Origin of the sequence: Streptomyces sp. NPDC057854 (genome assembly GCF_042797055.1) — a bacterium.
In the GTDB taxonomy this organism is placed as follows: Bacteria; Actinomycetota; Actinomycetes; order Streptomycetales; family Streptomycetaceae; genus Streptomyces.
The window spans coordinates 90,166-111,989 of record NZ_JBHVMF010000021.1 but is presented as its reverse complement, the minus strand read 5'-3'; the positions used below and the strand labels follow the sequence as shown (position 1 = coordinate 111,989).

The 21,824-nt window shown below is 74.8% G+C and carries 19 protein-coding genes; 8 read left to right on the top strand and 11 right to left on the bottom strand.

The features are described from left to right. Nucleotides 1–63: 63 nt before the first annotated feature. Complete coding sequence (locus tag ACFVQZ_RS27335) at nucleotides 64–990, top strand: phosphatase PAP2 family protein (RefSeq protein ID WP_036416193.1); 927 nt, start codon at nucleotides 64–66, stop codon at nucleotides 988–990. Here the strand turns inward: ACFVQZ_RS27335 and ACFVQZ_RS27330 are convergent. Further along, a complete protein-coding gene (locus ACFVQZ_RS27330) occupies nucleotides 974–2,539 on the bottom strand; it encodes an amidohydrolase (RefSeq protein WP_030497274.1) in 1,566 nt (521 codons plus the stop codon). The genes ACFVQZ_RS27335 and ACFVQZ_RS27330 overlap by 17 nt on opposite strands. Beyond that, entirely contained in the window at nucleotides 2,452–3,987 is a 1,536-nt protein-coding gene (locus ACFVQZ_RS27325; protein WP_383626948.1) for an APC family permease, read from the bottom strand. Before ACFVQZ_RS27325 ends, ACFVQZ_RS27330 begins: the two co-directional genes overlap by 88 nt. Nucleotides 3,988–4,121: 134 nt before the next feature. Here ACFVQZ_RS27325 and ACFVQZ_RS27320 point away from each other — a divergent pair, with 134 nt between their 5' ends. Continuing rightward, nucleotides 4,122–4,742: a TetR/AcrR family transcriptional regulator gene (locus ACFVQZ_RS27320; RefSeq protein WP_383626995.1), complete on the top strand. Its 621-nt coding sequence runs from the start codon at nucleotides 4,122–4,124 to the stop codon at nucleotides 4,740–4,742. Here the strand turns inward: ACFVQZ_RS27320 and ACFVQZ_RS27315 are convergent. The 3 genes from ACFVQZ_RS27315 to ACFVQZ_RS27305 all read right to left on the bottom strand — a co-directional run bounded on the left by ACFVQZ_RS27315 (nucleotide 4,727) and on the right by ACFVQZ_RS27305 (nucleotide 10,065). Then, nucleotides 4,727–5,947, bottom strand: coding sequence for an NAD(P)/FAD-dependent oxidoreductase (locus ACFVQZ_RS27315; RefSeq protein ID WP_383626945.1), 1,221 nt, complete (start codon nucleotides 5,945–5,947; stop codon nucleotides 4,727–4,729). The genes ACFVQZ_RS27320 and ACFVQZ_RS27315 overlap by 16 nt on opposite strands. Before the next feature lie 119 nt (nucleotides 5,948–6,066). Then, nucleotides 6,067–7,008 carry an RNA polymerase sigma factor SigJ gene (sigJ, locus tag ACFVQZ_RS27310; RefSeq protein WP_030497278.1) on the bottom strand — a complete coding sequence of 314 codons (942 nt, stop codon included), beginning with the start codon at nucleotides 7,006–7,008 and terminating at the stop codon, nucleotides 6,067–6,069. Nucleotides 7,009–7,062: 54 nt separating this feature from the next. Further along, nucleotides 7,063–10,065, bottom strand: coding sequence for a bifunctional [glutamine synthetase] adenylyltransferase/[glutamine synthetase]-adenylyl-L-tyrosine phosphorylase (locus ACFVQZ_RS27305; protein ID WP_383626940.1), 3,003 nt, complete (start codon nucleotides 10,063–10,065; stop codon nucleotides 7,063–7,065). A gap of 441 nt (nucleotides 10,066–10,506) precedes the next feature. Here ACFVQZ_RS27305 and ACFVQZ_RS27300 point away from each other — a divergent pair, with 441 nt between their 5' ends. Continuing rightward, on the top strand, nucleotides 10,507–12,558 hold the full coding sequence (locus ACFVQZ_RS27300) for a PIG-L family deacetylase (RefSeq protein WP_383626937.1): 2,052 nt from the start codon (nucleotides 10,507–10,509) through the stop codon (nucleotides 12,556–12,558). A gap of 21 nt (nucleotides 12,559–12,579) precedes the next feature. Here ACFVQZ_RS27300 and ACFVQZ_RS27295 read toward each other — a convergent pair whose 3' ends face one another. Together ACFVQZ_RS27295 and ACFVQZ_RS27290 are read right to left on the bottom strand one after the other, a co-directional pair. Beyond that, a complete protein-coding gene (locus ACFVQZ_RS27295) occupies nucleotides 12,580–13,818 on the bottom strand; it encodes a cytochrome P450 (RefSeq protein ID WP_383626935.1) in 1,239 nt (412 codons plus the stop codon). Further along, on the bottom strand, nucleotides 13,815–15,104 hold the full coding sequence (locus ACFVQZ_RS27290; RefSeq protein ID WP_030497282.1) for a cytochrome P450: 1,290 nt from the start codon (nucleotides 15,102–15,104) through the stop codon (nucleotides 13,815–13,817). Before ACFVQZ_RS27290 ends, ACFVQZ_RS27295 begins: the two co-directional genes overlap by 4 nt. A 222-nt stretch (nucleotides 15,105–15,326) precedes the next feature. Between ACFVQZ_RS27290 and ACFVQZ_RS27285 the strand changes: the two genes are divergently transcribed. Further along, on the top strand, nucleotides 15,327–15,758 hold the full coding sequence (locus tag ACFVQZ_RS27285) for a VOC family protein (protein ID WP_030497283.1): 432 nt from the start codon (nucleotides 15,327–15,329) through the stop codon (nucleotides 15,756–15,758). A 6-nt stretch (nucleotides 15,759–15,764) separates the two neighbouring features. Here ACFVQZ_RS27285 and ACFVQZ_RS27280 read toward each other — a convergent pair whose 3' ends face one another. Further along, on the bottom strand, nucleotides 15,765–16,280 hold the full coding sequence (locus ACFVQZ_RS27280) for a GNAT family N-acetyltransferase (RefSeq protein WP_383626931.1): 516 nt from the start codon (nucleotides 16,278–16,280) through the stop codon (nucleotides 15,765–15,767). 78 nt (nucleotides 16,281–16,358) lie between these two features. Further along, nucleotides 16,359–17,720 carry a glutamine synthetase family protein gene (locus tag ACFVQZ_RS27275; protein ID WP_030497285.1) on the bottom strand — a complete coding sequence of 454 codons (1,362 nt, stop codon included), beginning with the start codon at nucleotides 17,718–17,720 and terminating at the stop codon, nucleotides 16,359–16,361. A 203-nt stretch (nucleotides 17,721–17,923) separates the two neighbouring features. Here ACFVQZ_RS27275 and ACFVQZ_RS27270 point away from each other — a divergent pair, with 203 nt between their 5' ends. From ACFVQZ_RS27270 to ACFVQZ_RS27255, 4 genes are all read left to right on the top strand, one after another. Then, entirely contained in the window at nucleotides 17,924–18,358 is a 435-nt protein-coding gene (locus ACFVQZ_RS27270) for a hypothetical protein (protein WP_030497286.1), read from the top strand. 92 nt (nucleotides 18,359–18,450) lie between these two features. Beyond that, nucleotides 18,451–19,128: a DUF3105 domain-containing protein gene (locus tag ACFVQZ_RS27265; RefSeq protein WP_383626927.1), complete on the top strand. Its 678-nt coding sequence runs from the start codon at nucleotides 18,451–18,453 to the stop codon at nucleotides 19,126–19,128. Further along, nucleotides 19,125–19,760, top strand: coding sequence for a DUF305 domain-containing protein (locus tag ACFVQZ_RS27260; protein WP_383626924.1), 636 nt, complete (start codon nucleotides 19,125–19,127; stop codon nucleotides 19,758–19,760). Before ACFVQZ_RS27265 ends, ACFVQZ_RS27260 begins: the two co-directional genes overlap by 4 nt. Nucleotides 19,761–19,886: 126 nt before the next feature. Beyond that, entirely contained in the window at nucleotides 19,887–20,306 is a 420-nt protein-coding gene (locus ACFVQZ_RS27255) for a CBS domain-containing protein (protein WP_030497289.1), read from the top strand. On the opposite strand, the gene ACFVQZ_RS27250 is transcribed toward ACFVQZ_RS27255, so the two are convergent. Beyond that, a complete protein-coding gene (locus tag ACFVQZ_RS27250; RefSeq protein ID WP_383626920.1) occupies nucleotides 20,291–21,094 on the bottom strand; it encodes an alpha/beta fold hydrolase in 804 nt (267 codons plus the stop codon). The two genes, ACFVQZ_RS27255 and ACFVQZ_RS27250, sit on opposite strands and share 16 nt — an antisense overlap. Continuing rightward, nucleotides 21,091–21,822: a DUF998 domain-containing protein gene (locus ACFVQZ_RS27245; RefSeq protein WP_383626917.1), complete on the bottom strand. Its 732-nt coding sequence runs from the start codon at nucleotides 21,820–21,822 to the stop codon at nucleotides 21,091–21,093. The genes ACFVQZ_RS27250 and ACFVQZ_RS27245 overlap by 4 nt, the downstream gene beginning before the upstream one ends. Nucleotides 21,823–21,824 lie beyond the last annotated feature (2 nt).

Here is a 21,824-nt window from a genome sequence, read left to right as displayed (position 1 = left end):
GCGCCGTACACCCGACCGGAGGATGATCGGTCGGGGGGCGTGGATCTGGCACACTCTCTGCCTATGGGTGAAACGACCGTGAAGAGTTTGGACGACCGGACGACCCCGTCGTCACCCATCGTGGCCGACGGCCGGTGGGCGTGGCTGCGTGCGCGCAGCCCCCGGCGCCCCCGCATCTGGTTCGAACTGCTGCTGATCGCGGTCAGTTACTGGGTGTACTCGCTGATCCGCAACGCGGTACCGGAGCAGAAGGCCGAGGCGCTGCGGAACGCGGACTGGATCTGGCGCACCGAGGAGTCCCTCGGCCTCGCCTTCGAGCACGCCGTCAACCACGCCGTGAACTCGGTGACGTGGCTCATCGTGGGGATGAACTACTACTACGCGACGCTGCACTTCATCGTCACCATCGGTGTGCTCGTGTGGCTGTACCGGTGGCAGCCGGGCCGTTACGCCGCGTTCCGCACGGTCCTCTTCGCGACCACGGCGGTCGCCCTGGTCGGCTACTACCTGTACCCGCTGGCGCCGCCGCGGCTGATGGAGAGCAAGGACTTCATCGACACCGTGCTGGTGCACCAGACCTGGGGCTCGATGGCCTCCGGCGACCTCAAGCACATGTCGAACCAGTACGCGGCGATGCCGTCGATGCACATCGGCTGGTCGCTCTGGTGCGGGCTGACGATCTTCTTCCTCGCGAAGGCGCCGTGGGCGCGGATCCTCGGGCTGCTGTACCCGGCGGCGACCCTCGTGGTGATCGTCGCGACCGCCAACCACTTCTGGCTGGACGCCGTCGGCGGCATGATCTGCCTGGGCTTCGGCTTCGTGGTCTCCTACTGCTGGTACGGCACCTGGCCGCACCGCCTCTCCCGGCAGGTGGAGCCGCCGGTCCTCGCCGAACCGGCGGCGTCCGCCCCGGCGGGGACGGACGCCCGGGGAACCGGTCCGGCGTCCGCGCCCGCCGAGCACGAGGAGCCGGTCAGCTCCGGAAGGTGATCCTGCCGCCGCTGACCGTGCACAGCACCGGGGCCTCCGCCGTCTCGTCGGCGGGGGCCTCCGTCGGATCCAGGCCCAGGACGGTCAGGTCGGCGCGCAGCCCGGGGGCGATCCGCCCGGTCAGTGCCTCCTCCCCCGCCGCGTGGGCGGCGTGGGTCGTCATGCCCTCCAGCGCCATCGCGCCGGTCAGCCCGTGCCGGGCGGACGCGGCGCCGCGCGGGGCGCGGGCGGTGGCGAGGACCTGCCGGGCGTCGTAGTGGGCGATCGGCCAGTCCGAGCCGAGCGCGAGGCGGGCGCCCGCGTCCCGCAGGTCGCGGCAGCGCCAGGCCCGGCCGGCCCGCTCGTCGCCGAGCCGCCGGGACCACTCGTCGGTGCGGTCGGCGCGGGTGTACGCGGTGTGCGGGGGCTGCATGGAGGCGGTGACGCCGAGGGCGGCGAACCGGCCGAGCTGGTCGTCGGGGACGGTCTCGATGTGCTCGATCCGGTGCCGGGGGCCGCCCGCGCCGAGGGTCTCGACGGTGTCCAGGACGTGGCGGACGGCCGCGTCGCCGATGGCGTGGGTGGCGGTGCCGACGCCGGCCCGGTGCAGGGTGCGGACGGCGGCGGAGTACGCCTCGGGGTCGGGCCAGAAGGCGTCGGTGCCCTGGCCGTGGCAGTCGGCGTGCTCCAGCCAGGCGGTGCCGCCCTCGACGGTGCCGTCCATGAAGAACTTCACGCCGCCGACCCGCCAGTTCCGGCCGGCCCGCCGCTGGAGCCGGACGAGGCCGGCCAGGTCTTCGTCGGTGGCGCCGGGCATGCACCAGGGCGCGAGCCGGAGCCGTACCGGCAGCTCGCCGTCCTCCTCGATCGCGGCCAGCAGACCGGGGACGTCGGGGCCGCCGAGGTCCATCACGTGGGCGGCGGTGAGGCCGGTGGCGGCCATGGCGGACAGCAGGGCGACGAGCCGGTCGCGGCGCTCGGCGTAGGGGGTGGCGGGCAGGACCGGGGTCATCAGGTCCATGGCGGCGTGCTCGTTGAGGTGGCCGGTGGGCCGGCCGTCGGCGTCGCAGACGATCTCGGAGCGCTGGGCGAAGGCGCGGGGGCCGTCGATGCCGGCGGCCCGCAGGGCGGTCGCGCTCGCGAGCGCGGAGTGGCCGTCGTAGAGGCGGAGGAAGGCGGGGGCGCCGGCCAGGGCGTCCTCGATCAGGGCGTGGTGGATCGGGCGCCCGCCGAAGACGTTGTGGTCGAGGCCGAAGCCGAGGACCCAGCCGTCGCGGCGCTCGGCGGTCCGCAGCGCGGCGCGGAGCCCGTCGAGGTCGGTGACGGACGAGAGGTCGGTGCCGGCGGCCATCTCCAGGCCCCAGACGGGGTGGCTGTGGGCGTCGGTGAGGCCGGGGACGAGGGTGGCGCCGGCCAGGTCCAGGGTCTCGGTGCCGGGTCCGGTCCAGTCGCGGGCGTCGGCGGTGGAGCCGACGGCGGCGATCAGTCCGCCGCGGACGGCGACAGCCGTGTGGCCGGTGCGTCCGGGGTCGAGGACGCGGGCGTTGACGAGGACGAGGTCGGCGGACATGCGGGGGTCTCTCCCTGGGGGGTCGGTTCGGCGGCGAAGCGGGCGTACACCTCGGGCCTGGTGCGGCGGAGCCGGCGGGCGAGCAGCAGGCCGAGGGCGAAGACGGCGGGGACGAGGGCGACGAGGACGGTGTTGACGGTGGTGGAGGCCGCCGTGAACAGCTCGATGTTGGCGGTGACGAGGACGATCGCGGCGGCGAGCAGGACGAAGGCGGCGACCGGGGCGACCAGGGTGCGCCAGACGCCCTCGTCGTGCGGGGTCCTGCGGAAGAAGCAGGGCACGGCGAGCGCGGCGAGCAGCTGGAGGAGCATCAGGCCGAGCATCCCGGGGGTGTTCACCCACAGCAGGAGCTGCTGGTACGGGTCGGCTCCGGCGGCCGCGAAGGCGAGGACGACGACGGCGCCGAGCGCGGTCTGCGCGGCTCCGGCGAGGTACGGGGAGCGGTGGCGGGGGTGGACGCGGCCGAGTGCCTTGGGGAGGACGCCCTCCTCGGCGAGGGCGAGGGTGTAGCGGTTGATGGCGTTGTGGAAGGCGAGCAGGGAGGCGAGGACGCTGGTGACGATGAGGACGTGCATCAGGTCGGCGGCCCAGGCGCCGACGTAGGTGGTGATGGCGGCGAAGAAGAGGCCGCCAGGGTCGTCGGCGGCGGCCCGGACGACCTCGTCCTCGCCGAACGCCTGGATGACGGTCCAGACGACGAAGGCGTAGAAGAGGCCGAGGAACGCGACGGCGGTGTAGGTGGCGCGGGGGACGGTGCGGTCGGGGTCGCGGGCCTCGCGGCGGTAGATGACGGTGGACTCGAAGCCGGTGAAGGCGGCGAACGCGCAGGCCAGGACGGCGGCGGTGCCACCGGTGAGGACGTGGGCGGGGGCGAGTCCGGCGACCGAGAGGCCGTCGGCGCCGCCGTCGAGGAGGACGCCGGCGGCGAGCAGGACGAGGATGCCGGTCTCGGCGACGAGGAGGACGCCGAGGACCTTGGCGCCGAAGTCGATGGACCGGTAGCCGCCGTACCAGATGAGCAGCAGGCCGGCGAGGGAGACCGGCAGCCAGGGGACGTCGAGGCCGAAGGCGGCGGCGGTGTCGGAGGTGGCGGAGCCGAGGAGGCCGTAGACGCCGATCTCCATGCCGTTGTAGCCGAGCATGGCGACGAGGGCGGCGGCGATGCCGAGGGGGACGCCGAGGCCGCGGGTGATGTACGCGTAGAAGGCGCCGCCGGAGCGGACGTGGCGGCTCATGGTGGTGAAGCCGACGGCGAAGACGGTGAGGGTGACGCCGGCGAGGAGGTAGCCGACGGGGGCGCCGATGCCGCCGAGCAGGATGGCGACGGGGGCGACGCCGGCCATGACGGTCAGCGGGGCGGCGGCGGAGACGACGAAGAACGTGATGTCGCTGGTGGTGAGGGTGCCGGTGCGGAGTCCCGGCGGCTGTTCGGGGGTGGTTCCGGGCATGCGGGAGGAAGCCCTTCCGTGGCAGGGGGTTCCGCGGGGAGACGGAAACCTAAAGGCTTTCGGTTGCCGCAATGTAACCTCGCCTCGGACCGCGGGGGAAGACCCGGCGGGCAGACGAACGGGAAGTGACCTCCATGGGCCGGCCGCGCAGACCCCTCCTCGACCGGGAGCGGATCACCACCACGGCGCTCGCGGTCGTCGACGAGCTGGGCGACCTCAGCGTGCCGCAGATCGCCCGGCGGCTCGGCGTGCAGACCGCCTCCGTCTACCACCACGTGGACGGGCGGGACGGGATCATCGAGCTGCTGCGCGAACGGGTGGTCTCCGCCATCGACCCGCAGACGCTGGCCGGCGCCCCCTGGGACGCCGCCCTGGCCGCCTGGGCCCGCTCCTACCGGGCCGCCTTCGCCGCCCACCCCCGGACGATCCCGCTGCTCATGGCCTCACCGGTGCGGGCGCCCGAGGTGCTCGACCACTACGAGCGGGCGGTGACGCTGCTCCTCGACGCGGGGTTCGCGCTGCCGGACGTCATGCCGGTGATCATCGGCCTGGAGAACCTGGTGCTCGGTTCGGCGCTGGACCTCGCCGCGCCGGAGGCGATGTGGGAGGTGGCCGACGAGACGGCCACCCCGCGCCTGGCCGCCGCCCTCGGCGCGGCCCCGGAGGGCCGCGCCGACCACGCCTTCGAACTCGCCCTCGCGGGCTATCTGGCGCACGCGCGCAGCCTGCTGACGGACCCTCAGGCGGACGGGTAGGTGGCGGCCGGCTCCGGCGCGGCGGCGTCCGCGGCGCCCGCGACCCCGGCGGTCACGCGCCGGCGGCGGGCCGGGAGGCCGAGGGTCGGGTGGGCGACGCCCCAGGCGGCGCCCTTGCAGACGAACTCCTTGTAGCGGGCGGCGAGACGGCCGGTGAGGGCCGTGTCCTTGGCCTGGTCGTCCGCGGTGACCAACTGGATCAGGCCCTCCCTGCGGCCCAGCGAGACGCACTGCTGGGCGTAACGGATGGGAACCCGGGGGACCTTGACGCCGGCGAGCCGGGCGGCGAGGGCGTCGGCGGCCTGCCAGGCCATCGGCACGCCCGAGGCGCAGGACATCCGCAGCGGCTTGTCGCCGGGACCGAGGGCCTGGGCCGCGTCACCGACCGCGTAGACGTCGGGGTGGGAGACCGAGCGCATGGTGGCGTCGACGACGATCCGCCCGTCGGCGGCCAGCTCCAGGCCGCTGCCGGCGGCGATCGGGTGGACGGCGAAGCCGGTGGTCCAGACGGTGACGTCGGCCGGGACGACGGTGCCGTCGGCGGTGGTCAGCCGGTCCGCGGCCACGGCGGCGACCGACCCGTGCTCGTGGACGGTGATGCCGAGCCCGGCGACGACCTTCCGCAGGTGGGCGCGGCCCTTCGCGGAGAGCCAGTCGCCGAGGTCGCCGCGGGCGACCAGGGACACCCGGAGGTCGGGGCGGCTCTCGGCGATCTCGGTGGCGGCCTCCAGGCCGGTCAGGCCGCCGCCGACCACCGCCACCGTCCCGCCGGCCTCCAGCGCGGCCAGCCGGGCCCGGAGGCGCAGGGCGCCGGGGCGGCTCGCCACCTCGTGGGCGTGGTCGGCGACGCCGGGCACTCCCCCGTCGTCCCAGCCGCTGCCGAGCGCGTAGACCAGGGAGTCGTACGCCAGCTCCCGGCGTCCGGCGGCGGTCTCCAGGGTGACCGCCTTGCGGTCGGCGTCGACGGCGGCGACCCGGGCGAGCTCCAGCTCGACGCCGGTGCCGGCGAACATCTCGGCGAAGGGGCGGGGGGTGAGGTCCTGGCCGGCCGCGAGCTGGTGCAGCCGGACGCGCTCGACGAAGTCGGGCTCGGGGTTGACGAGGGTGATGCGCACGTCCGCGCGGTGCAGCCGGCGGGCGAGGCGGCCGGCGGCGACGGCCCCGGTGTAGCCGGCGCCGAGGACGACGATGCGGTGCTGCTGCATGACTGGCTCCTGTCCGGTCGGGCCGCGCCCTCCGGCGCGGTCTCGCCCCTTGAACCGGACAGCCCCGCGATCCCTGACAGCATCCCCGTGTGACCTGCGTCACACGGAAAGGAAAGGTGTCAGAGCGTGTACAGCGGGGCCCCGTGCTCCCCGGCGGCCCAGCGCTCGGTGGCCCGGTGCAGCTTGTCCGGGTTCACCTGGCTGCGGACGGCGACGATGCCGTCCGGGGTGACCTCCAGGCAGGAGATCCCGACGACCCGTCCCTCCACGACCACGATGACCGCCGGCTCGCCGTTCGCGGTCCCCGCGTACAGGTCGGGGACGCCGCCGACCAGGGCCCGCTTGGCCGGGGTCGGCTTGAACAGGCCGCGCAGGAACGCCGCGACCGCCTTCGCGCCCACGAAGCCGCTCGCCCGGGCGGGGACCTTGCCGCCGCCGTCGCCGGCCGCGACGGCGTCGTGGGTGAGCAGCCGGATGAGCGGTTCGGTACGGCCGCTGGCGGCGGCGGCCAGGAACTCCTCCACGACCTTCCGGGCGGCGGCCTCGTCGATCTCGGCGCGGGCCCGGCCGGCGGCGACGTGCTTGCGGGCACGGTGCAGGATCTGCTGGCTGGCGGCCTCGCCGATGTCGAGGATCTCGGCGATCTCCTTGTGCGGGTAGCCGAACGCCTCGCGCAGCACGTACACCGCCCGCTCGGCCGGCGTCAGCCGCTCCAGCAGCACGAGGACCGCGTACGAGACGGACTCGCGCTGCTCGGCGGTGTCGGCCGGGCCGAGCATCGGGTCGCCGGCCAGCAGCGGTTCGGGGAGCCACTGCCCGACGTAGGTCTCGCGGCGGGCGCGGGCCGAGCCGAGCTGGTTGAGGCAGTAGTGGGTGAGGACCTTGGTGAGCCACGCCTCGGGCACCTCGACGCGCCCGGTGTCGGCGGCCTGCCAGCGCAGATAGGTCTCCTGCACGGCGTCCTCGGCCTCCGCCGACGAGCCGAGCATCCGGTAGGCGATGGCCTCCAGGCGGGGCCGCGCCTTCTCGAACCGGTCCACGTCACTCATGAGCAGGGCCATGCCACGAGCCTAGCGGGCGCGGCCGGGGCGGGGCGCCCCGGCCGGCCGCAACACTCAGGCGCCGTAGAAGAGTTCGTCGACGACCGCGCGGGCCCGCCGGGTGACCCGGCGGTAGTCGTCGACCATCTCGCCGGCGTGGCCGGGGCCGTACCCCAGATAGCGGCCGACGGCGGCGAGTTCGCGCGGCTCGGTGGGGAAGGTGTCGCCGGGCCGGCCGCGGACCAGCATGACCGCGTTGCGCACCTGGGTGGCGAGCACCCACGCCTCGTCGAGGGTCTGCGTCTCCTCCGCCCCGATCAGCCCGGCGGCGTGCGCGGCGGCGAGCGCTGCCCGGGTGCGGGTGGTGCGCAGGCCCGGTTCGGCGTGGCCGTGCCGCATCTGGAGCAGCTGCACGGTCCATTCGACGTCGCTGAGGCCACCGCGGCCGAGCTTGGCGTGCAGGGTGGGGTCGGCGCCGCGCGGCAGCCGCTCGGACTCCATCCGGGCCTTGAGGCGGCGGATCTCGCGGACCGCGTCCTCGCCGAGTCCGCCCGCCGGGTAGCGGAGCGGGTCGACCAGCTCGGTGAACCGCCGCCCGAGGTCGGCGTCGCCGGCCATGGGGGCGGCGCGGAGCAGGGCCTGCGCCTCCCACACCAGCGACCAGCGGCGGTAGTACGCCGCGTAGGAGGCGAGGGTGCGGACCATGGGGCCGCTCCGGCCCTCCGGGCGCAGGTCGGCGTCGATCAGCAGCGGCGGGTCGGTGGTGGGCAGCTGGAGGAGCCGGCGCATCTCGGCGACGACCCGGTTGGCGGCCCGGGCGGCCTCCTGGTCGTCGACGCCCTCGCGCGGTTCGTGCACGAAGAGGACGTCGGCGTCGGAGCCGTAGCCGAGCTCGTGGCCGCCGAAGCGGCCCATGCCGATGACCGCGAAGCGGGTGGGGAGTTCGTCGCCCCACTCGGCGCGGACGGCGGCCCGCAGGGCGCCGGCGATCGTGGCGGCGTTGAGGTCGGTGACCGCCTCGCCGACCCGGTCGACCAGGGCGCCCGGGTCGGTGGTGCGGGGGCTGTCCTCGGTGCCGTACGCGTCGATGAGGTCGGCGGCGGCGGTGCGGAACAGCTCGCGGCGGCGCACCCCGCGCGCGGCGGCGACGGCCTGCTCGGCGTCGTCCGCGCGGCCCACGGCGGCCAGCACCTCCTGCTCCAGGTGGTCCCGGCCGCGCGGCTTCAGTCCCTCCGGGTCGCCGAGTATGGCGACCGCCTCGGGGGCGCGGAGCAGCAGGTCGGGGGCGAGCCGGCCGGCCGACAGGACCCGGGCGAGGTTCTCGGCGGCGGCGCCCTCGTCGCGCAGCAGCCGCAGGTACCAGGGGGTCTTGCCGAGGGCGTCGGACACCTTCCGGAAGCCGAGCAGTCCGGCGTCCGGGTCGGCGGAGTCGGCGAACCAGCCCAGCAGCACCGGCAGCAGGGTCCGCTGGATCGCCGCCTTGCGGCTGACGCCGGAGGCCAGCGCCTCCAGGTGGCGCAGGGCGGCGACGGGGTCGGCGTACCCGAGGGCTTCCAGGCGCTGGCCGGCCGCCTTGGGGCTGAGCCGGGTCTCGCCGGGGGCGAGCTGGGCGACGGCGTCGAGCAGCGGCCGGTAGAAGATCTTCTCGTGCAGCCGGCGGACGACGGAGGCGTGCCGGCGCCACTCCTTGGTCAGCGCGGCGACCGGGTCGGTGCGCAGGCCGAGCGAGCGGCCGAGGCGGCGCAGGTCCTCGTCGTCCTCGGGGACGAGGTGGGTGCGGCGCAGCCGGTACAGCTGGATGCGGTGCTCCATCGCGCGCAGGAAGCGGTACGCCTCGTCGAGCTGGGCCGCGTCGGCGCGGCCGACGTAGCCGCCGGCGGCGAGGGCGGCCAGCGCGTCCAGGGTGGAGCCGACGCGCAGGGTGGCGTCGCTGCGGCCGTGCACCAGCTGGAGGAGCTGGACGGCGAACTCGACGTCCCGGAGGCCGCCGGGGCCGAGCTTCAGCTCGCGGTCGACCCGGTCGACGGGGATGGTGGCGACGACCCGGCGGCGCATGGCCTGCACGTCGGTGACGAAGTTCTCGCGCTCGGCGGCCTGCCAGACCAGCGGGGAGACGGCGTCGAGGTACGCGGCGCCCAGCTCGGCGTCGCCGGCCACCGGCCGCGCCTTGAGGAGCGCCTGGAACTCCCAGGTCTTCGCCCAGCGCTGGTAGTAGGCGAGGTGGGAGGAGAGGGTGCGGACGAGCGGGCCGTTGCGGCCCTCGGGGCGGAGGTTGGCGTCGACCGGCCAGATGGTGCCCTCGACGGTGGTCTCGGAGCAGATCCGCATGAGGTGGGAGGCGAGCCGGGTGGCGGCCTGGAGGGCCTTCGCCTCGTCCACGTCCCGGTCGCCGGCCTCCTTGGCCGGCTCCCCGACGAAGATCACGTCGACGTCGGAGACGTAGTTCAGCTCGTGGCCGCCGCACTTGCCCATGGCGATCACGGCGAGCCGGCACAGGGCCGCGTCGTCGGGGGCGGCGGCCCGGGCGAGGCCGAGGGCGGCCCGCAGGGTGGCGGTGGCCAGGTCGGCCAGCTCGGCGGCGGTCTGGGCGACGTCGGTGGTGCCGCAGACGTCCCGGGCCGCTATCCCGAGGAGGCAGCGGCGGTAGGCGACCCGCAGCGACACCGGGTCGGTCGCCTCGGCCAGCCCGCGCTCGAACTCGGCGAGCCCGGGGTGCAGGTCGGCCGCCTCGTAGGTGACCAGGGTCTCCCAGTCCCTCGGGTGCCGGGCCAGGTGGTCGGCGAGCGCCTCGGAGGCGCCGAGGACCCCGAGCAGCCGGTCCCGGAACGGCTTGGCGGAGAGCAGCGTGGTGGTGAGGGTCGCCCGCCCGTCCTCCGGCTGCGCCTCGACCAGCCGGACCAGGCCGCGCAGGGCGAGGTCGGGGTCGGCGGTGGCGCCGAGCGCGTCGAGGAGGACCGGGTCGCCGCGGAGGGCGGCCAGCGCAGGCAGGTCGAGCAGCCGCTCGGCGCCGGACGGATCGGTGAACCCGTGCCGCAGCAGCCGTGAGAACGTACTGCTCCTGCGCCCCGGCACCGTCATCTCCGCCGCTCCCTCTCCGCCGCACGCCCGACGGATCGAGCCTATCGGGAGCGGGGGGAGCGGGCGTGCGGGACGGGGCCGGGGGCGGACGGCGGGTGGGGGTGCCGGGAGGGGGTGCCGGGTGGGGCCTGCACAGGTGGCCGGGTGGGGCCCGTGGGGGTGGCTGGGAGGGGGCCCGTGGGGGTGGCCGAAAACTTTGGTCACCTGCCCGGATCCGGCACGGATCACACGTGACGTCAGGCACATCGGGCCGTTTTCGGAACCCTTCGACCGCTCCGGCCCTGTACCCATGTGAGTCGTTCGTCCCGTCGCCGCCGCCGTCGCGAACTGCCCGTCGCTCCGCCGACGCGCCCCCGTCGCCCAGGTAGAAAGCCCGCTCCCGCCATGCCCGTCCGCCGTCACTCCCGCCTCATACGCCCCTTCCGTCACCGCCGTTCCGTCATGGCCGCGGCGACCGTCGCCGTGCTGACCGGCGGCACCCTCGTGGGCGTGCTGGCGACGAGCTCCGGCGAGCAGGCGCCGGCCCACGCCGCCACCGCCCTGCCGGAGGTGTCCACCCAGGCGCCCGCCCCGGTGCGGAAGCCCGCCGCCGACCCGGTGCGCGGCACCGCCCGGGAGGCCCGTACCGCCGCGCCGCTCTCCGTCGTCCAGTTCGTCTCGCACCCCGACGACGACCTGTACTTCATGAACCCGGACACCGCGCAGTCGCTGGCCGACCGCGCCCCGCTGACCACCGTGTACCTGACGGCCGGCGAGTCGAACGGCGTCAACGCCCGCTCCGGGAAGGCCGCGGCGGTGACCGCGCCGGACAGGCCCGCGTTCGCCGAGGCCCGGCAGAACGGCATCCGGGCGGCGTACGCCGAGATGGCCACCGGCGACCGCACCAGCCCCTGGGAGCGGTCGGTGATCCCCACCGCCGGCGGCGGCGCGGCCGAGCTGGACACCCTGCGGGCCCGGCCCGAGGTGCGGCTGGTCTGGATGCAGCTGCGCGAGGCGGGCTCCACCTCCGCGGACCGTCCGGTGAGCCTGCGGGGCCTGTGGCACGGCCGGATCCCGGCGCTCGGGTCGCAGCTCTCCTCGGGGACGCCGGTCGCCGCCGACTTCGCGTACTCCAAGGAGCAGGTCGTCGCGACGCTGACGGGGCTGCTCGACCGCTTCCGGCCGACGTTCGTCCGCACCCTGGACCCGACGCCGGGCACCGACGCGCACACCGGCAAGCTGCGGGACCACCAGGACCACGCCTACGGGGCGCGGTTCGTGCAGGCGGCGCTGGCGCGGTACGCGGAGCGGCCCGGCCGTCCGCGCTTCGGCGTGCAGAGCTACATGGGCTACCCGAACACCGACCTGCCGCGCGCGCTCGACAGCCGGACCGCCGAGGAGAAGCTGCGCAGCCTGAAGACGTACGCGTGGCTGGACGGCGCGGACTGCGGCAGCCCGGCCGGGTGCGGCGACCTGAAGGCGTCGGGCCGGCCCAGCGGGCGCGGCTGGACGGGGACCGTGCGGTACGCGCGCGGCTCGTCGACCGGCTGGCTGCAGCCGGCCGCGGACGGCGGGCTGACGGCCTTCGGCGTCCAGGACGGGCGGCTCGCGGTCTGGCACCGGGCGCCGGGCGGCGCCTGGCGGGGGCCGCAGCTGCTGCCGGGCGGCGGTCTGGACGGCGGGGTCGCCTCGGTGCGGCTGCCGGACGGGCGGCTCGCGGTCTACGGCACCCGCACCTCCTTCACGGGCGCGGCCGGCTACCGGCGCGAGGTCGTGACGGTGGAGCAGCAGGCGCCGGGCGGCGCGTACGGCCCGTGGCGGTCGCTGGGCACGCCGGGGCTGCGGGACGAGGCCGACCGGACGCCGGACATCAGCGCGCCCGCGGTGACCGTGGACGGCACCGGGCGGGTCTCCCTCTTCCTGCGCGACGGCGACCACCGGCTCGCGGGGCGCGAGCGGACGGCCGGCGGCGCGTGGGGTCCGTGGCGGGCCCTGGGCGGCACGGACCTGCACGGCGACCCGGTGGCGGCGACCGACGCCCGGGGCCGTACCTACGTCTTCGCGGGCACCCCGCGGTCGGTCCTGATGTGGACCGGCGCGTCGGACGGCGGGCCGGTGGCCGGGCCGCTGCCGACCGGGCTGCCGCCGACGACGCTGGCGCTGAGCGCGGGCCCGGCGCCGACCGGCGACGGCATCCGGCTGTGGTCGCGGGTGCCGGCCACCGGCGAGCCGCGGGCGGCGGACTTCACGGGCACCGCCCGGCTGGCCCCGGTCGCCCCACCGGCCGGCGGCATCGCGGGCTTCGGCCCGGTGAGCGCGGCGGACGGGCTGGTCGCGCTGCGGTCCCGGACCGGCCGGCTGGCGGTGGCGCCGCTGCCGGGCGGCGGCAGCTGGCGCCTGTCCGACTTCCCGCTGGCGGGCGCGCCGGCGGCGGGCCCGGGCGGGGTGGCCGCGATCGGCCAGGACGGCCGGCTGCACTGGACGGCCGGTTTCGCCCCGGACCCGCGGACCTGACCCGGCGGACCGGCCCGCGGGTCAGGCGTCCAGGAGGACCGGGAAGGACTCCAGGTCGTTCTGGGTCATCACCGGGAGGTTCCGCAGCTCCTCGTCGGGGACGGCGAGCCGGAGGCGCGGGAAGCGGGCGAAGAGCGCCGGGAGCGCGATGCCGGCCTCGACGCGGGAGAGCGCGGCGCCGGGGCAGATGTGCGGGCCGTGGCCGAAGGTCATGTGCCGGACCGGCGCCGGGCGGGTGACGTCGAAGGCGTCCGCGTCCGGGCCGTGCTGCTCGGGGTCGCGGCCGATGGCCCGGTACGAGATCACCACGCCGTCGCCCTTCGGGATCACCGCGTCGCCGACCTGGACGTCCTCGGTGGCGAAGCGCATCAGCAGGTGGGTGGTGGGGGTGTCGTACCGGAGGGTCTCCTCGATCACGGCGTCCCACGAGACCTCGCCGGCGAGGACCATGCGGAGCTGGTCGGGGTGGGCGAGGAGGGCGCGCACGGCGTTGAGGACGAGGCCGATGGTGGTCTCGTGGCCGGCGGCGACCATGGCCTTGAGGTTGCCGACGACCTCCTCCTCGGTGAGCGGTTCGCCGCCCTCCTCGGCGAGGATCAGCGCGGAGGTCAGGTCGTCGGTCGGCAGGGCGGTCTTGGCGCGGACCAGCTCCGTGTAGAAGACGTCGAGCTCGGCGAGGAGGGCGAGCCGCTCCTCCTGCGGGGTGAGCATCGAGAAGAACTTCTTGTACTGGCGGGTGAGCATCGCGTTCGCCTCGGGGTCGACGCCCATCAGCATGCCGACCACCCGCATCGGCAGCGGCTGCGCGAAGACGGTCTTGAGGTCGACGACGGCGCCGTCCCGGCCGGCCTCCTCCAGGGCGTCGAGGAGTTCCGCGGTGAACTTCTCGATGTCGGGGCGGATCGCCTCCAGGCGGCGCGGGGTGAGGGCCTGGGACGTCTTGGCGCGGAGCCGGCGGTGCTCGTCGCCGTCGACGGTGAACATGGAGCGGCCGGCGTCGATCATGCCGATGAGCGGCCAGGCGTGGGTGACGGTGCCGTTCGTCCAGAGGCTCCAGGCGTTCAGGTCCTTGACCAGCCGGGAGTCGACGAGGAGGCGCCGGGCGTCGGCGTGCCGGGTGACGGCCCAGGCGGGCACGCCGAGCAGGTCGATGCGGGCCAGCGGGCCCGCCTCGCGGATCCGGGCGGTCTCGCCGTCCAGGTCCCGGACCATGGGGTCGATGACGACGGGGGCACCGGCGGCGGCGTGCGGGCAGGTCACGAGGGGTCTCCTGTCGTGGGGACGGGGGTGAACCGGACGGGCAGGGCGGTGGTGCCGCGCAGGAAGGCGGACGGGCGGCGGACCAGTTCCTCCGCGGGGACGGCGAGTTCGAGGTCGGGCAGCCGGTCGAGCAGCACCTCGATGCCGGTCCTGGCGATGATCTCGGCGATCTCCTGGGCGGGGAACGGGCAGCGGTACTCGCCGTGGCTGAACGCGAGGTGGGCGCCGCTGCCGCCGCGCCGGGACGGGTCTCCGCCGGGCGCGCCCTGGCGGATCAGCGGGTCGGTGTTGGCGGCGCCGAGGCCGAGCAGCAGCAGGTCGCCGGCCTTGACCAGGCGGTCGCCGAGGCGGGTGTCGCGGACGGGCCAGCGGCCGGCCAGGATCTGCGTCGGGCCCTCCTCCCAGAGGACCTCGGTCATGGCGTCGGGGACGCTGCGGCGGCCGCGCGCCAGGGAGTCGGCGAACGCGTCCTCGGTGAGCATGAGGCGGACGGAGCTGCCGATCCAGTCGGCGGTGGTGAGGTGCCCGGCGGCCGTGACGGCCATCAGGTCGAGCATGTACTCCTCGTCGGTGAACTCCTCGTCGGCGTACGCCAGCATCCGGCTGGTCACGTCGTCGCCGGGCTCGGCGCGCTTGGCGGCGACCAGCCGGGCCATGTGCGCGCCGAACCTCTGGTGGGCGGCCTGCGCCTCCGGCCCGCCGTCGGCGAGGTCCTTCAGCACCCGGGCGATGTCGGCGCCCTCGTCGTCGGGGAAGCCGATGAGGCGGGCCAGGACGAGGACGGGGAAGGGTTCGCAGAAGGCGGCGACGAGGTCGGCGGTGCCGCGCCCGCAGAACGCGTCGATCAGCCGGTCGGCCAGCTGCTCGCAGTGGCCGCGGACGTCGAAGGGGTCGACGGCCTCCAGGGCCGGCACCACCATCCGGACGTGCCGGCGGTGTTCCTCGCCGGCGGTGAAGTAGATGGAGGGCACGGGGCTGCCGACCATGGGCAGCAGCGGCCAGTCGGCGGGGACGTGCGGCCACTGGTTCCACAGCGAGACGTCCCGGGGGAAGAGCTCGGGGTCGCTGGTGACCTGGTGGACCTCGCGGTAGCCGACGACCAGCCAGGCGGGGAGGCCGCCGGGGAGTTCCACCGGGACGACGGGGCCGTGGTCGCGGCGCATGGCCCGGTAGACGGCCTGCGGGTCGGTCTGGAAGCCGGGGCCGGAGAGCGGGACGGCGGCGGGGCAGCCGGACGGGGGTGCCGCCGGACCGGGTGCGGATCCGGCGGGGGAGGTGCGCGTCATCAGTCCCGTCTCTCCTGTGGCGTACCTGGCGTCGGCACGGCCGTCGCGGCCAACGCGTGGTCACTATAGGGAGGTTGTGTGACGTAGGAACGGTCGATGCCGATCTCTCTCGTTCTCCGAACGACACGATCAGGTCATTTGGGCGGAGGGAAGAGGAATTTCCGTCAGGTCGACGGGGTGTCGGCGCGATGCGCCGGCGGCCGGGTGCGGGACGGTGGTGGCATGAACTGGACCCTGGAAGTCGTCCCCGTCCCCGTCACCGACCTCGACCGGGCGAAGGAGTTCTACGCCGAGCGCTGCGGCTTCGCCGTCGACGTCGACGACGAGGTCGCCCCCGGCATGCGGATCATCCAGCTGACCCCGCCGGGCTCGCGCTGCTCCGTCGCCCTGCTCTCCGGCATGCCGCCGATGCCCGGCACGAAGAGAATGGCCCCCGGCAGCCTGCACGGCCTCCAGCTGTGCGTCACCGACATCGAGGCGGCCCGGGACGCGCTCGTCGAGACCGGCGTCGACGTCTCGCCCGTCCTGCACGTCGGCCCGAACGGCTGGGAGGAGGGCAAGGGCGAGACCTGGAACTCCTTCCTCTCCTTCGAGGACCCCGACGGCAACGGCTGGATCGTCCAGGAGGCCCCGTCCGAACTCACCGAACGCTGACGCCTGTCACGCCCCCGGCTCCCCCAGCTCCACCAGAAAGCGCACGAGCCCACCACCCCCGTCCCCCTCCCCTGCACGCCGCATCCCGGCGCGCTCCATCACCCGGTGGGAGGGGACGTTGGCCGGATCGGCGTCGCCCCGCAGCACGGCCGCACCCGCGTCCCGGGCGATGCCGATCACCGCGGCGAGCGCCTCGGAGGCGTACCCCTTCCCCCGTTCCCCCGGCACGATCCCGTACCCCACGGTCACGCCCCCGTCCGCCCCCGGCGGCCCGTGGAACCCGATCCCGCCGACGACGAGCCCGTCCCGCAGCCGCACCTGGTACGTCCGGTAGACCCCCGGGTCCCCGTCCTCCGCGCACCGCCGCAGAAACGCGCCGACGGAGGCCAGGTCCCCCACCCCCGGATACCCGCCGGCCCACCGCTCCCCCGGCAACGGCGCCCGCGCCACCACCCGCTCCCCCTCGGCAACGGTCAGCGGACACAGCAGCAGCCGCGCGGTGGCAACGTTCTCGATCTTCACCCGCCGCAGTCTGAACCCGGAAACCGAACGGCGGCAAGGGAATTCCCTTGCCGCCGCCACCTGTCGGATCGCCAGGACCTACAGCACCGGCAGGTTCTTCCGCAGCTCGAAGGCCGTGACCTCGGAGCGGTACTCCTCCCACTCCTGCTTCTTGTTCCTCAGGAAGAAGTCGAAGACGTGTTCGCCGAGGGTTTCGGCGACCAGTTCGCTGCGTTCCATGAGGGAGATCGCCTCGCCGAGGTTCTGCGGGAGGGGTTCGATGCCCATCGCGCGGCGTTCGGCGTCGGAGAGGGCCCAGACGTCGTCGTCGGCGCCGGCGGGGAGTTCGTAGCCCTCCTCGATGCCCTTGAGGCCGGCGGCGAGGAGGACCGCGTAGGTCAGGTACGGGTTGGCGCCGGAGTCGATGGAGCGGACCTCGACGCGCGACGAGCCGGTCTTGCCGGGCTTGTACATGGGGACGCGGATGAGGGCCGAGCGGTTGTTGTGGCCCCAGCAGATGTACGAGGGGGCCTCGCCGCCGGAGCCGGCCGTGCGGGAGGAGCCGCCCCAGATGCGCTTGTACGAGTTGACCCACTGGTTCGTGACGGCGGAGATCTCGCCCGCGTGCTTGAGGAGGCCCGCGATGAAGGAGCGGCCGACCTTGGACAGCTGGTACTCGGCGCCCGACTCGTAGAAGGCGTTCCGGTCGCCCTCGAAGAGGGAGAGGTGGGTGTGCATGCCCGAGCCGGGGTACTCCGAGAACGGCTTCGGCATGAAGGTGGCCTGCACGCCCTGCTCCAGCGCCACCTGCTTCATGACCAGGCGGAAGGTCATGATGTTGTCGGCCGTGGAGAGGGCGTCGGCGTAGCGGAGGTCGATCTCCTGCTGGCCCGGGGCGCCCTCGTGGTGGGAGAACTCGACCGAGATGCCCATCGACTCCAGCATGGTGATGGCCTGGCGGCGGAAGTCCATGCCCACGTTCTGCGGGGTGTGGTCGAAGTAGCCGGAGTTGTCGGCGGGCGTCGGGCGCGAGCCGTCGAGCGGCTTGTCCTTCAGCAGGAAGAACTCGATCTCGGGGTGGGTGTAGAAGGTGAAGCCGAGGTCGGACGCCTTGGCGAGGGCCCGCTTGAGGACGAACCGCGGGTCGGCGAAGGACGGCGAGCCGTCCGGCATGAGGATGTCGCAGAACATCCGGGCCGTGCCGGGCGCCTCGGCCCGCCAGGGCAGGATCTGGAAGGTGCCCGGGTCCGGCTTGGCGATCATGTCGGACTCGTAGACCCGGGCGAAGCCCTCGATCGCCGAGCCGTCGAAGCCGATGCCCTCGTCGAACGCCTGCTCAAGCTCGGCGGGGGCGACGGCGACCGACTTCAGGAAGCCGAGCACGTCGGTGAACCACAGACGCACGAAGCGGATGTCGCGCTCTTCGAGCGTACGGAGCACAAATTCCTGCTGCTTGTCCATTTCCACACCCATCCTCGCTGGTCAGGCCGCCTGCTCCCACCGCCTCGGGTACATCGGGGGGCACCTGAGCATCCCACCACATGGTTTCGCGCACGTTGCACACCCATACTGCCCGCCCGGGTGTGACAGAGGTAACCGAGGACCTCGGGAAGTCGTACCCCGTTCGGCCCACGGAGCCCGCTCGCCCACTACGATCTGCGCCCATGGGAGCCCTGCGGCTCGAACGCCCGTACCGGCACGCGCGTCCCATGGCACTGGTGAGTGCCGTGGCGACGCTCCTCGCCGCGCTCTTCGTCTGTCTGGGGAGCGGTCCGGGCGGGCCCGACGCCCATCCGGGGCACGGCGGGGCCGCCGCCGCGTCCGCCCGGCCGGCCGTCGCCGCCTCCCCGGGCCCCGCGGCCACCCCCGTCCCCGGGCCGGGGCGGTCCGCATACGTCTGCCCGTACGACCGGGGCGACTGCTCCCTCTTCCCGTCGCTCTCCCCGGCGGTGCTCAGCGCCCCGCCCCTCGACCCGCCGCTGCACGCGGAGGACCGGCTGCCGCGCGTGGACGCGCTGGCCGGCGACGGTGCGGCGGGGGCGCCGGGGGTCCGGCCGCGCGCCCCGGACCTGCACGTCCTTCAGGTTCTCCGGACCTAGGCGGCCCGGCCCTCCGGCCGCCCCCAGCGCACGAACACCCCCCTCTTTTTTCTTCTGTTTCCCAGAAGCTTTCCCAGAAGGACGACACCACCATGGCCGCCAACCGTTCCTCCAACGCCGACCGCCGTGCCCGAATAGAGGAGATGCGCCGGGCCGAGCAGGCCCGCGAGCGCCGCAACCGCTTCCTCACCATCGGCGTCTCCGCCGTCGTCGTGCTGAGCCTCGTCGGCTTCGGCACCTTCGTGCTGATGAAGAAGGCCGACGAGGAGGACGCCAAGGAGGCCGCCGCCAAGGCGCCCATCGCCGGCGAGAAGTCCTGGGACGCGGCGAAGCTGGGCCGCAACCACGTCGAGACGGCCGTGAAGTACGACGCCAAGCCGCCGGTCGGCGGCGACCACCACCCGGTCTGGCTGAACTGCGACGGCGACGTCTACGACAAGGCCGTCCCCGAGGTGCACGCCGTGCACTCGCTGGAGCACGGCGCCGTCTGGGTGACGTACAACAAGAAGGCCGCCGAGGCCGACGTGAAGAAGCTGAAGGACAAGGTCTCCGACACCCCGTACACGCTGATGAGCCCGGTCGACGACCAGGCCGGCGCGATCATGCTCTCCGCGTGGGGCAAGCAGGTCACCGTGGACAGCGCGAGCGACCCGCGGGTCGACGCCTTCTTCACCAAGTACGTGCAGGGCCCGCAGACGCCCGAGCGGGGCGCCGCCTGCACCGGCGGCGTCGGCGCCGACGGCATGGGCGGCGCGGGGATGGGCCAGTGACCGGCCGCCGCACCCGGTACGCGGCGGTCACCGCGGTCGCCCTGTCGGTGCTGTTCGCCGCGGGCGCCGTCACGGTCGCCTCGGCCGAGCGCGAGGAGGGGCCCCGTACCCCGGACTCCGCCTCGGCGGACGCCGGCTTCGCCCGGGACATGGCGGTCCACCACCAGCAGGCCGTCGAGATGTCCTTCATCGTCCGCGACCGGACGCGGGACGAGTCGGTGCGCCGGCTCGCGTACGACATCGCCAACACCCAGGCCAACCAGCGCGGGATGATGCTCGGCTGGCTGGACCTGTGGGGCCTGCCCACGGTCGAGTCCGGTACCGCGCCGATGACCTGGATGGGCATGCCGGTCACCGGCGACGCCGCCTCCCGCGACGGCGCGCTGATGCCCGGCATGGCGACCCGCACGCAGCTGGACGCGCTGCGGAAGGCGTCCGGCAAGGAGGCCGAGATCCTCTACCTGCGGCTGATGACCGCCCACCACAAGGGCGGTGTGCACATGGCGCAGGGCTGTGTGCAGAAGTGCTCGCCGGGCGTCGAGCGGAACCTCGCCCAGGGCATGGTCGACGCCCAGGAGTCGGAGATCGCGCTGATGGCGGACATGCTCCGCAAGCGCGGCGCGACCGCCTGAGCCCGGCCCCTGCGCACCCCCGGCCCCCGTGACCCGCTGCGGTCGCGGGGGCCGTCGCGTGCCCGCAGAATGAGAGGCGCTCGGGGACTCGTACGCGCAACGAAGCCGACGAAAGGTACGCGGCCCATGACCACGGCGAAGGACATCATGCACCCGGGAGCCCGCTGGATCCCGGAACACGAGACGCTCGACCGCGCGGCGCAGCTGATGCGCGAACTGAACGTGGGGGCGCTCCCCGTCGCCGACGAGAACGAACGGCTCTGCGGCATCGTGACCGACCGCGACATCGTGGTCCGCTGTGTGGCGATGGGTCACGACCCGGCGAAGGTGACCTGCGGGTCGCTCGCCCAGGGCACCCCGCGCTGGATCGACGCGGGCGCCGACGTGGGCGCGGTGCTGGAGGAGATGCGGAGCCACCAGATCCGCCGGCTGCCGGTGATCGAGAACAAGCGTCTGGTGGGCATGATCAGCGAGGCCGATCTGGCCCAGCAGCTGTCGGACGAGCAGCTGAAGGCGTTCTGCGCGAGCGTCTACGCCGCGTCCTGACCCGTCTCCAGGACGACCCGGGCGACCGTGTCCGGGGCGTCCCGCATGACCAGATGGCCCGACGGCACGGCCGCCTCGTAGCGGGCGCCGAGCCGCCGGGCCAGTGCGCGCTGGCGGCGTTCCCAGCGGGCGGAGCCGTCTGGGGCGGCGAGGACGGTGACGGGGAGGCCGGGGGGCAGCGGGCGGGTGCGGCGGAGGGCGTCGAGTTCGGTGGCGACGGCGCCGTAGCGGGCGTTCTCGCGCAGGACGCCGCGCCAGACGCGTGAGCTGCGGTAGACGCGGCGGACCTCGGCGGGCGGGGCGGGGTCGGGGCGGACGGCGAGGCGCCGGAGGGCGGGGCCGAGGGCGGCGGGGAGGCCGAGGGCGGTGAGTGCGGTCCCGGCGGGGACGGTCCAGCCGAGGCGGCCGGGACGGGGGTGGTCCTCGACGGACGAGTCGACGAGGACGAGGGCGGCGGTGCGGCCCGGGTGGAGGCGGGCGAAGCCCTCGGCGTGGAACCCGGCGATCGAGTGGCCGACGACGGTGACGGGCCCGGGGAGCCGCAGCGCGTCGAGGACGGCGGCGATCCGGGCGGCCTCGCCGGCCAGGGTGGGGGGTGCGGTGCCGGCCTGGGAGAGGCCGTGGCCGGGGCGGTCGAAGCGGACGACGGTGCGGTGGGGGGCGAGCAGCGGGACGACCGGGTCCCAGTCGAACCAGCCGAGCCCGAGCCCGGCGGAGAGCACACAGACCGGCCCGCGCCCGTCGACGGCGACGTGATGGACGAGGCCGCCGATCCGTACGAGGGTCATGCGCGGGTCCTTTCCCGGGCGACCGAGGCGGCGAGGACGGCGGTCCAGACGGCGACGATCAGCACCTGGAGGCGCTGGGCGATGCCGAGGGCCCAGCCGTCGTGGCCGGACTCGAAGGCGGTGAGGGCGGCGAGCGTCCAGGCAGTGGCGGCGAGTTCGAGGGCGACGAGGACGGGTCCGGTGCGGGCCAGCAGGGGCAGGAGGCCGTACCGGCGGGCGGCGGCGGTGAGGGCGACCATGGCGATCAGGGCGCCGGTCATGGCGAGGGCGGAGCTGACGGCGTGGGCGGTGTGGGTGACGGGGACGAGTCCGGCGGCCTCGCGGGCGGCGCACGCGGGGTCGGCGGTGGCGGCGCAGCTCAGCGGGAGGCGGGAGTCGGCGGCGGTGGCGGCGCCGAAGAAGGCGAGGGCGGCCCAGCCGGCGAGGAGCCAGGGGCGGCGGCCGGCCGGGCCGGGGCGGGCCCAGCGGGGGACGCCGGGGTCGGCCGGGGCGGGGGTGCGGGCGGCGCGCAGGCCGAGGAGGGCGCCGGCGAGGACGAGGAGTCCGGCGGCGAGGTCGGCGGCGCGGAAGAAGCCGCCGTAAGGCTGGTCGGCGGCGGCGAGTTCGGAGACGTACGTGTGGACCGGGTCGAGACCGGTCCGCACGACGGCTTCGAGGACCCAGGCGGTGTACGCGAGCGCCCCCAGGAGCAGCAGGACGGCGGACGTGCGCGTGACCTTTCCGGGCATAC

Excerpts from the sequence above, each read along its gene's own strand:
- ACFVQZ_RS27330 (WP_030497274.1), bottom strand. The coding sequence starts at position 2,539 with ATGTCCGCCGACCTCGTCCTCGTCAACGCCCGCGTCCTCGACCCCGGA.
- ACFVQZ_RS27320 (WP_383626995.1), top strand. The coding sequence starts at position 4,122 with ATGGGCCGGCCGCGCAGACCCCTCCTCGACCGGGAGCGGATCACCACC.
- ACFVQZ_RS27290 (WP_030497282.1), bottom strand. The coding sequence starts at position 15,104 with ATGACGCGCACCTCCCCCGCCGGATCCGCACCCGGTCCGGCGGCACCC.
- ACFVQZ_RS27300 (WP_383626937.1), top strand. The coding sequence starts at position 10,507 with ATGGCCGCGGCGACCGTCGCCGTGCTGACCGGCGGCACCCTCGTGGGC.
- ACFVQZ_RS27315 (WP_383626945.1), bottom strand. The coding sequence starts at position 5,947 with ATGCAGCAGCACCGCATCGTCGTCCTCGGCGCCGGCTACACCGGGGCC.
- ACFVQZ_RS27335 (WP_036416193.1), top strand. The coding sequence starts at position 64 with ATGGGTGAAACGACCGTGAAGAGTTTGGACGACCGGACGACCCCGTCG.
- ACFVQZ_RS27305 (WP_383626940.1), bottom strand. The coding sequence starts at position 10,065 with ATGACGGTGCCGGGGCGCAGGAGCAGTACGTTCTCACGGCTGCTGCGG.
- ACFVQZ_RS27275 (WP_030497285.1), bottom strand. The coding sequence starts at position 17,720 with ATGGACAAGCAGCAGGAATTTGTGCTCCGTACGCTCGAAGAGCGCGAC.
- ACFVQZ_RS27265 (WP_383626927.1), top strand. The coding sequence starts at position 18,451 with ATGGCCGCCAACCGTTCCTCCAACGCCGACCGCCGTGCCCGAATAGAG.
- ACFVQZ_RS27270 (WP_030497286.1), top strand. The coding sequence starts at position 17,924 with ATGGGAGCCCTGCGGCTCGAACGCCCGTACCGGCACGCGCGTCCCATG.
- ACFVQZ_RS27285 (WP_030497283.1), top strand. The coding sequence starts at position 15,327 with ATGAACTGGACCCTGGAAGTCGTCCCCGTCCCCGTCACCGACCTCGAC.
- ACFVQZ_RS27325 (WP_383626948.1), bottom strand. The coding sequence starts at position 3,987 with ATGCCCGGAACCACCCCCGAACAGCCGCCGGGACTCCGCACCGGCACC.
- sigJ (WP_030497278.1), bottom strand. The coding sequence starts at position 7,008 with ATGGCCCTGCTCATGAGTGACGTGGACCGGTTCGAGAAGGCGCGGCCC.
- ACFVQZ_RS27245 (WP_383626917.1), bottom strand. The coding sequence starts at position 21,822 with ATGCCCGGAAAGGTCACGCGCACGTCCGCCGTCCTGCTGCTCCTGGGG.
- ACFVQZ_RS27250 (WP_383626920.1), bottom strand. The coding sequence starts at position 21,094 with ATGACCCTCGTACGGATCGGCGGCCTCGTCCATCACGTCGCCGTCGAC.
- ACFVQZ_RS27255 (WP_030497289.1), top strand. The coding sequence starts at position 19,887 with ATGACCACGGCGAAGGACATCATGCACCCGGGAGCCCGCTGGATCCCG.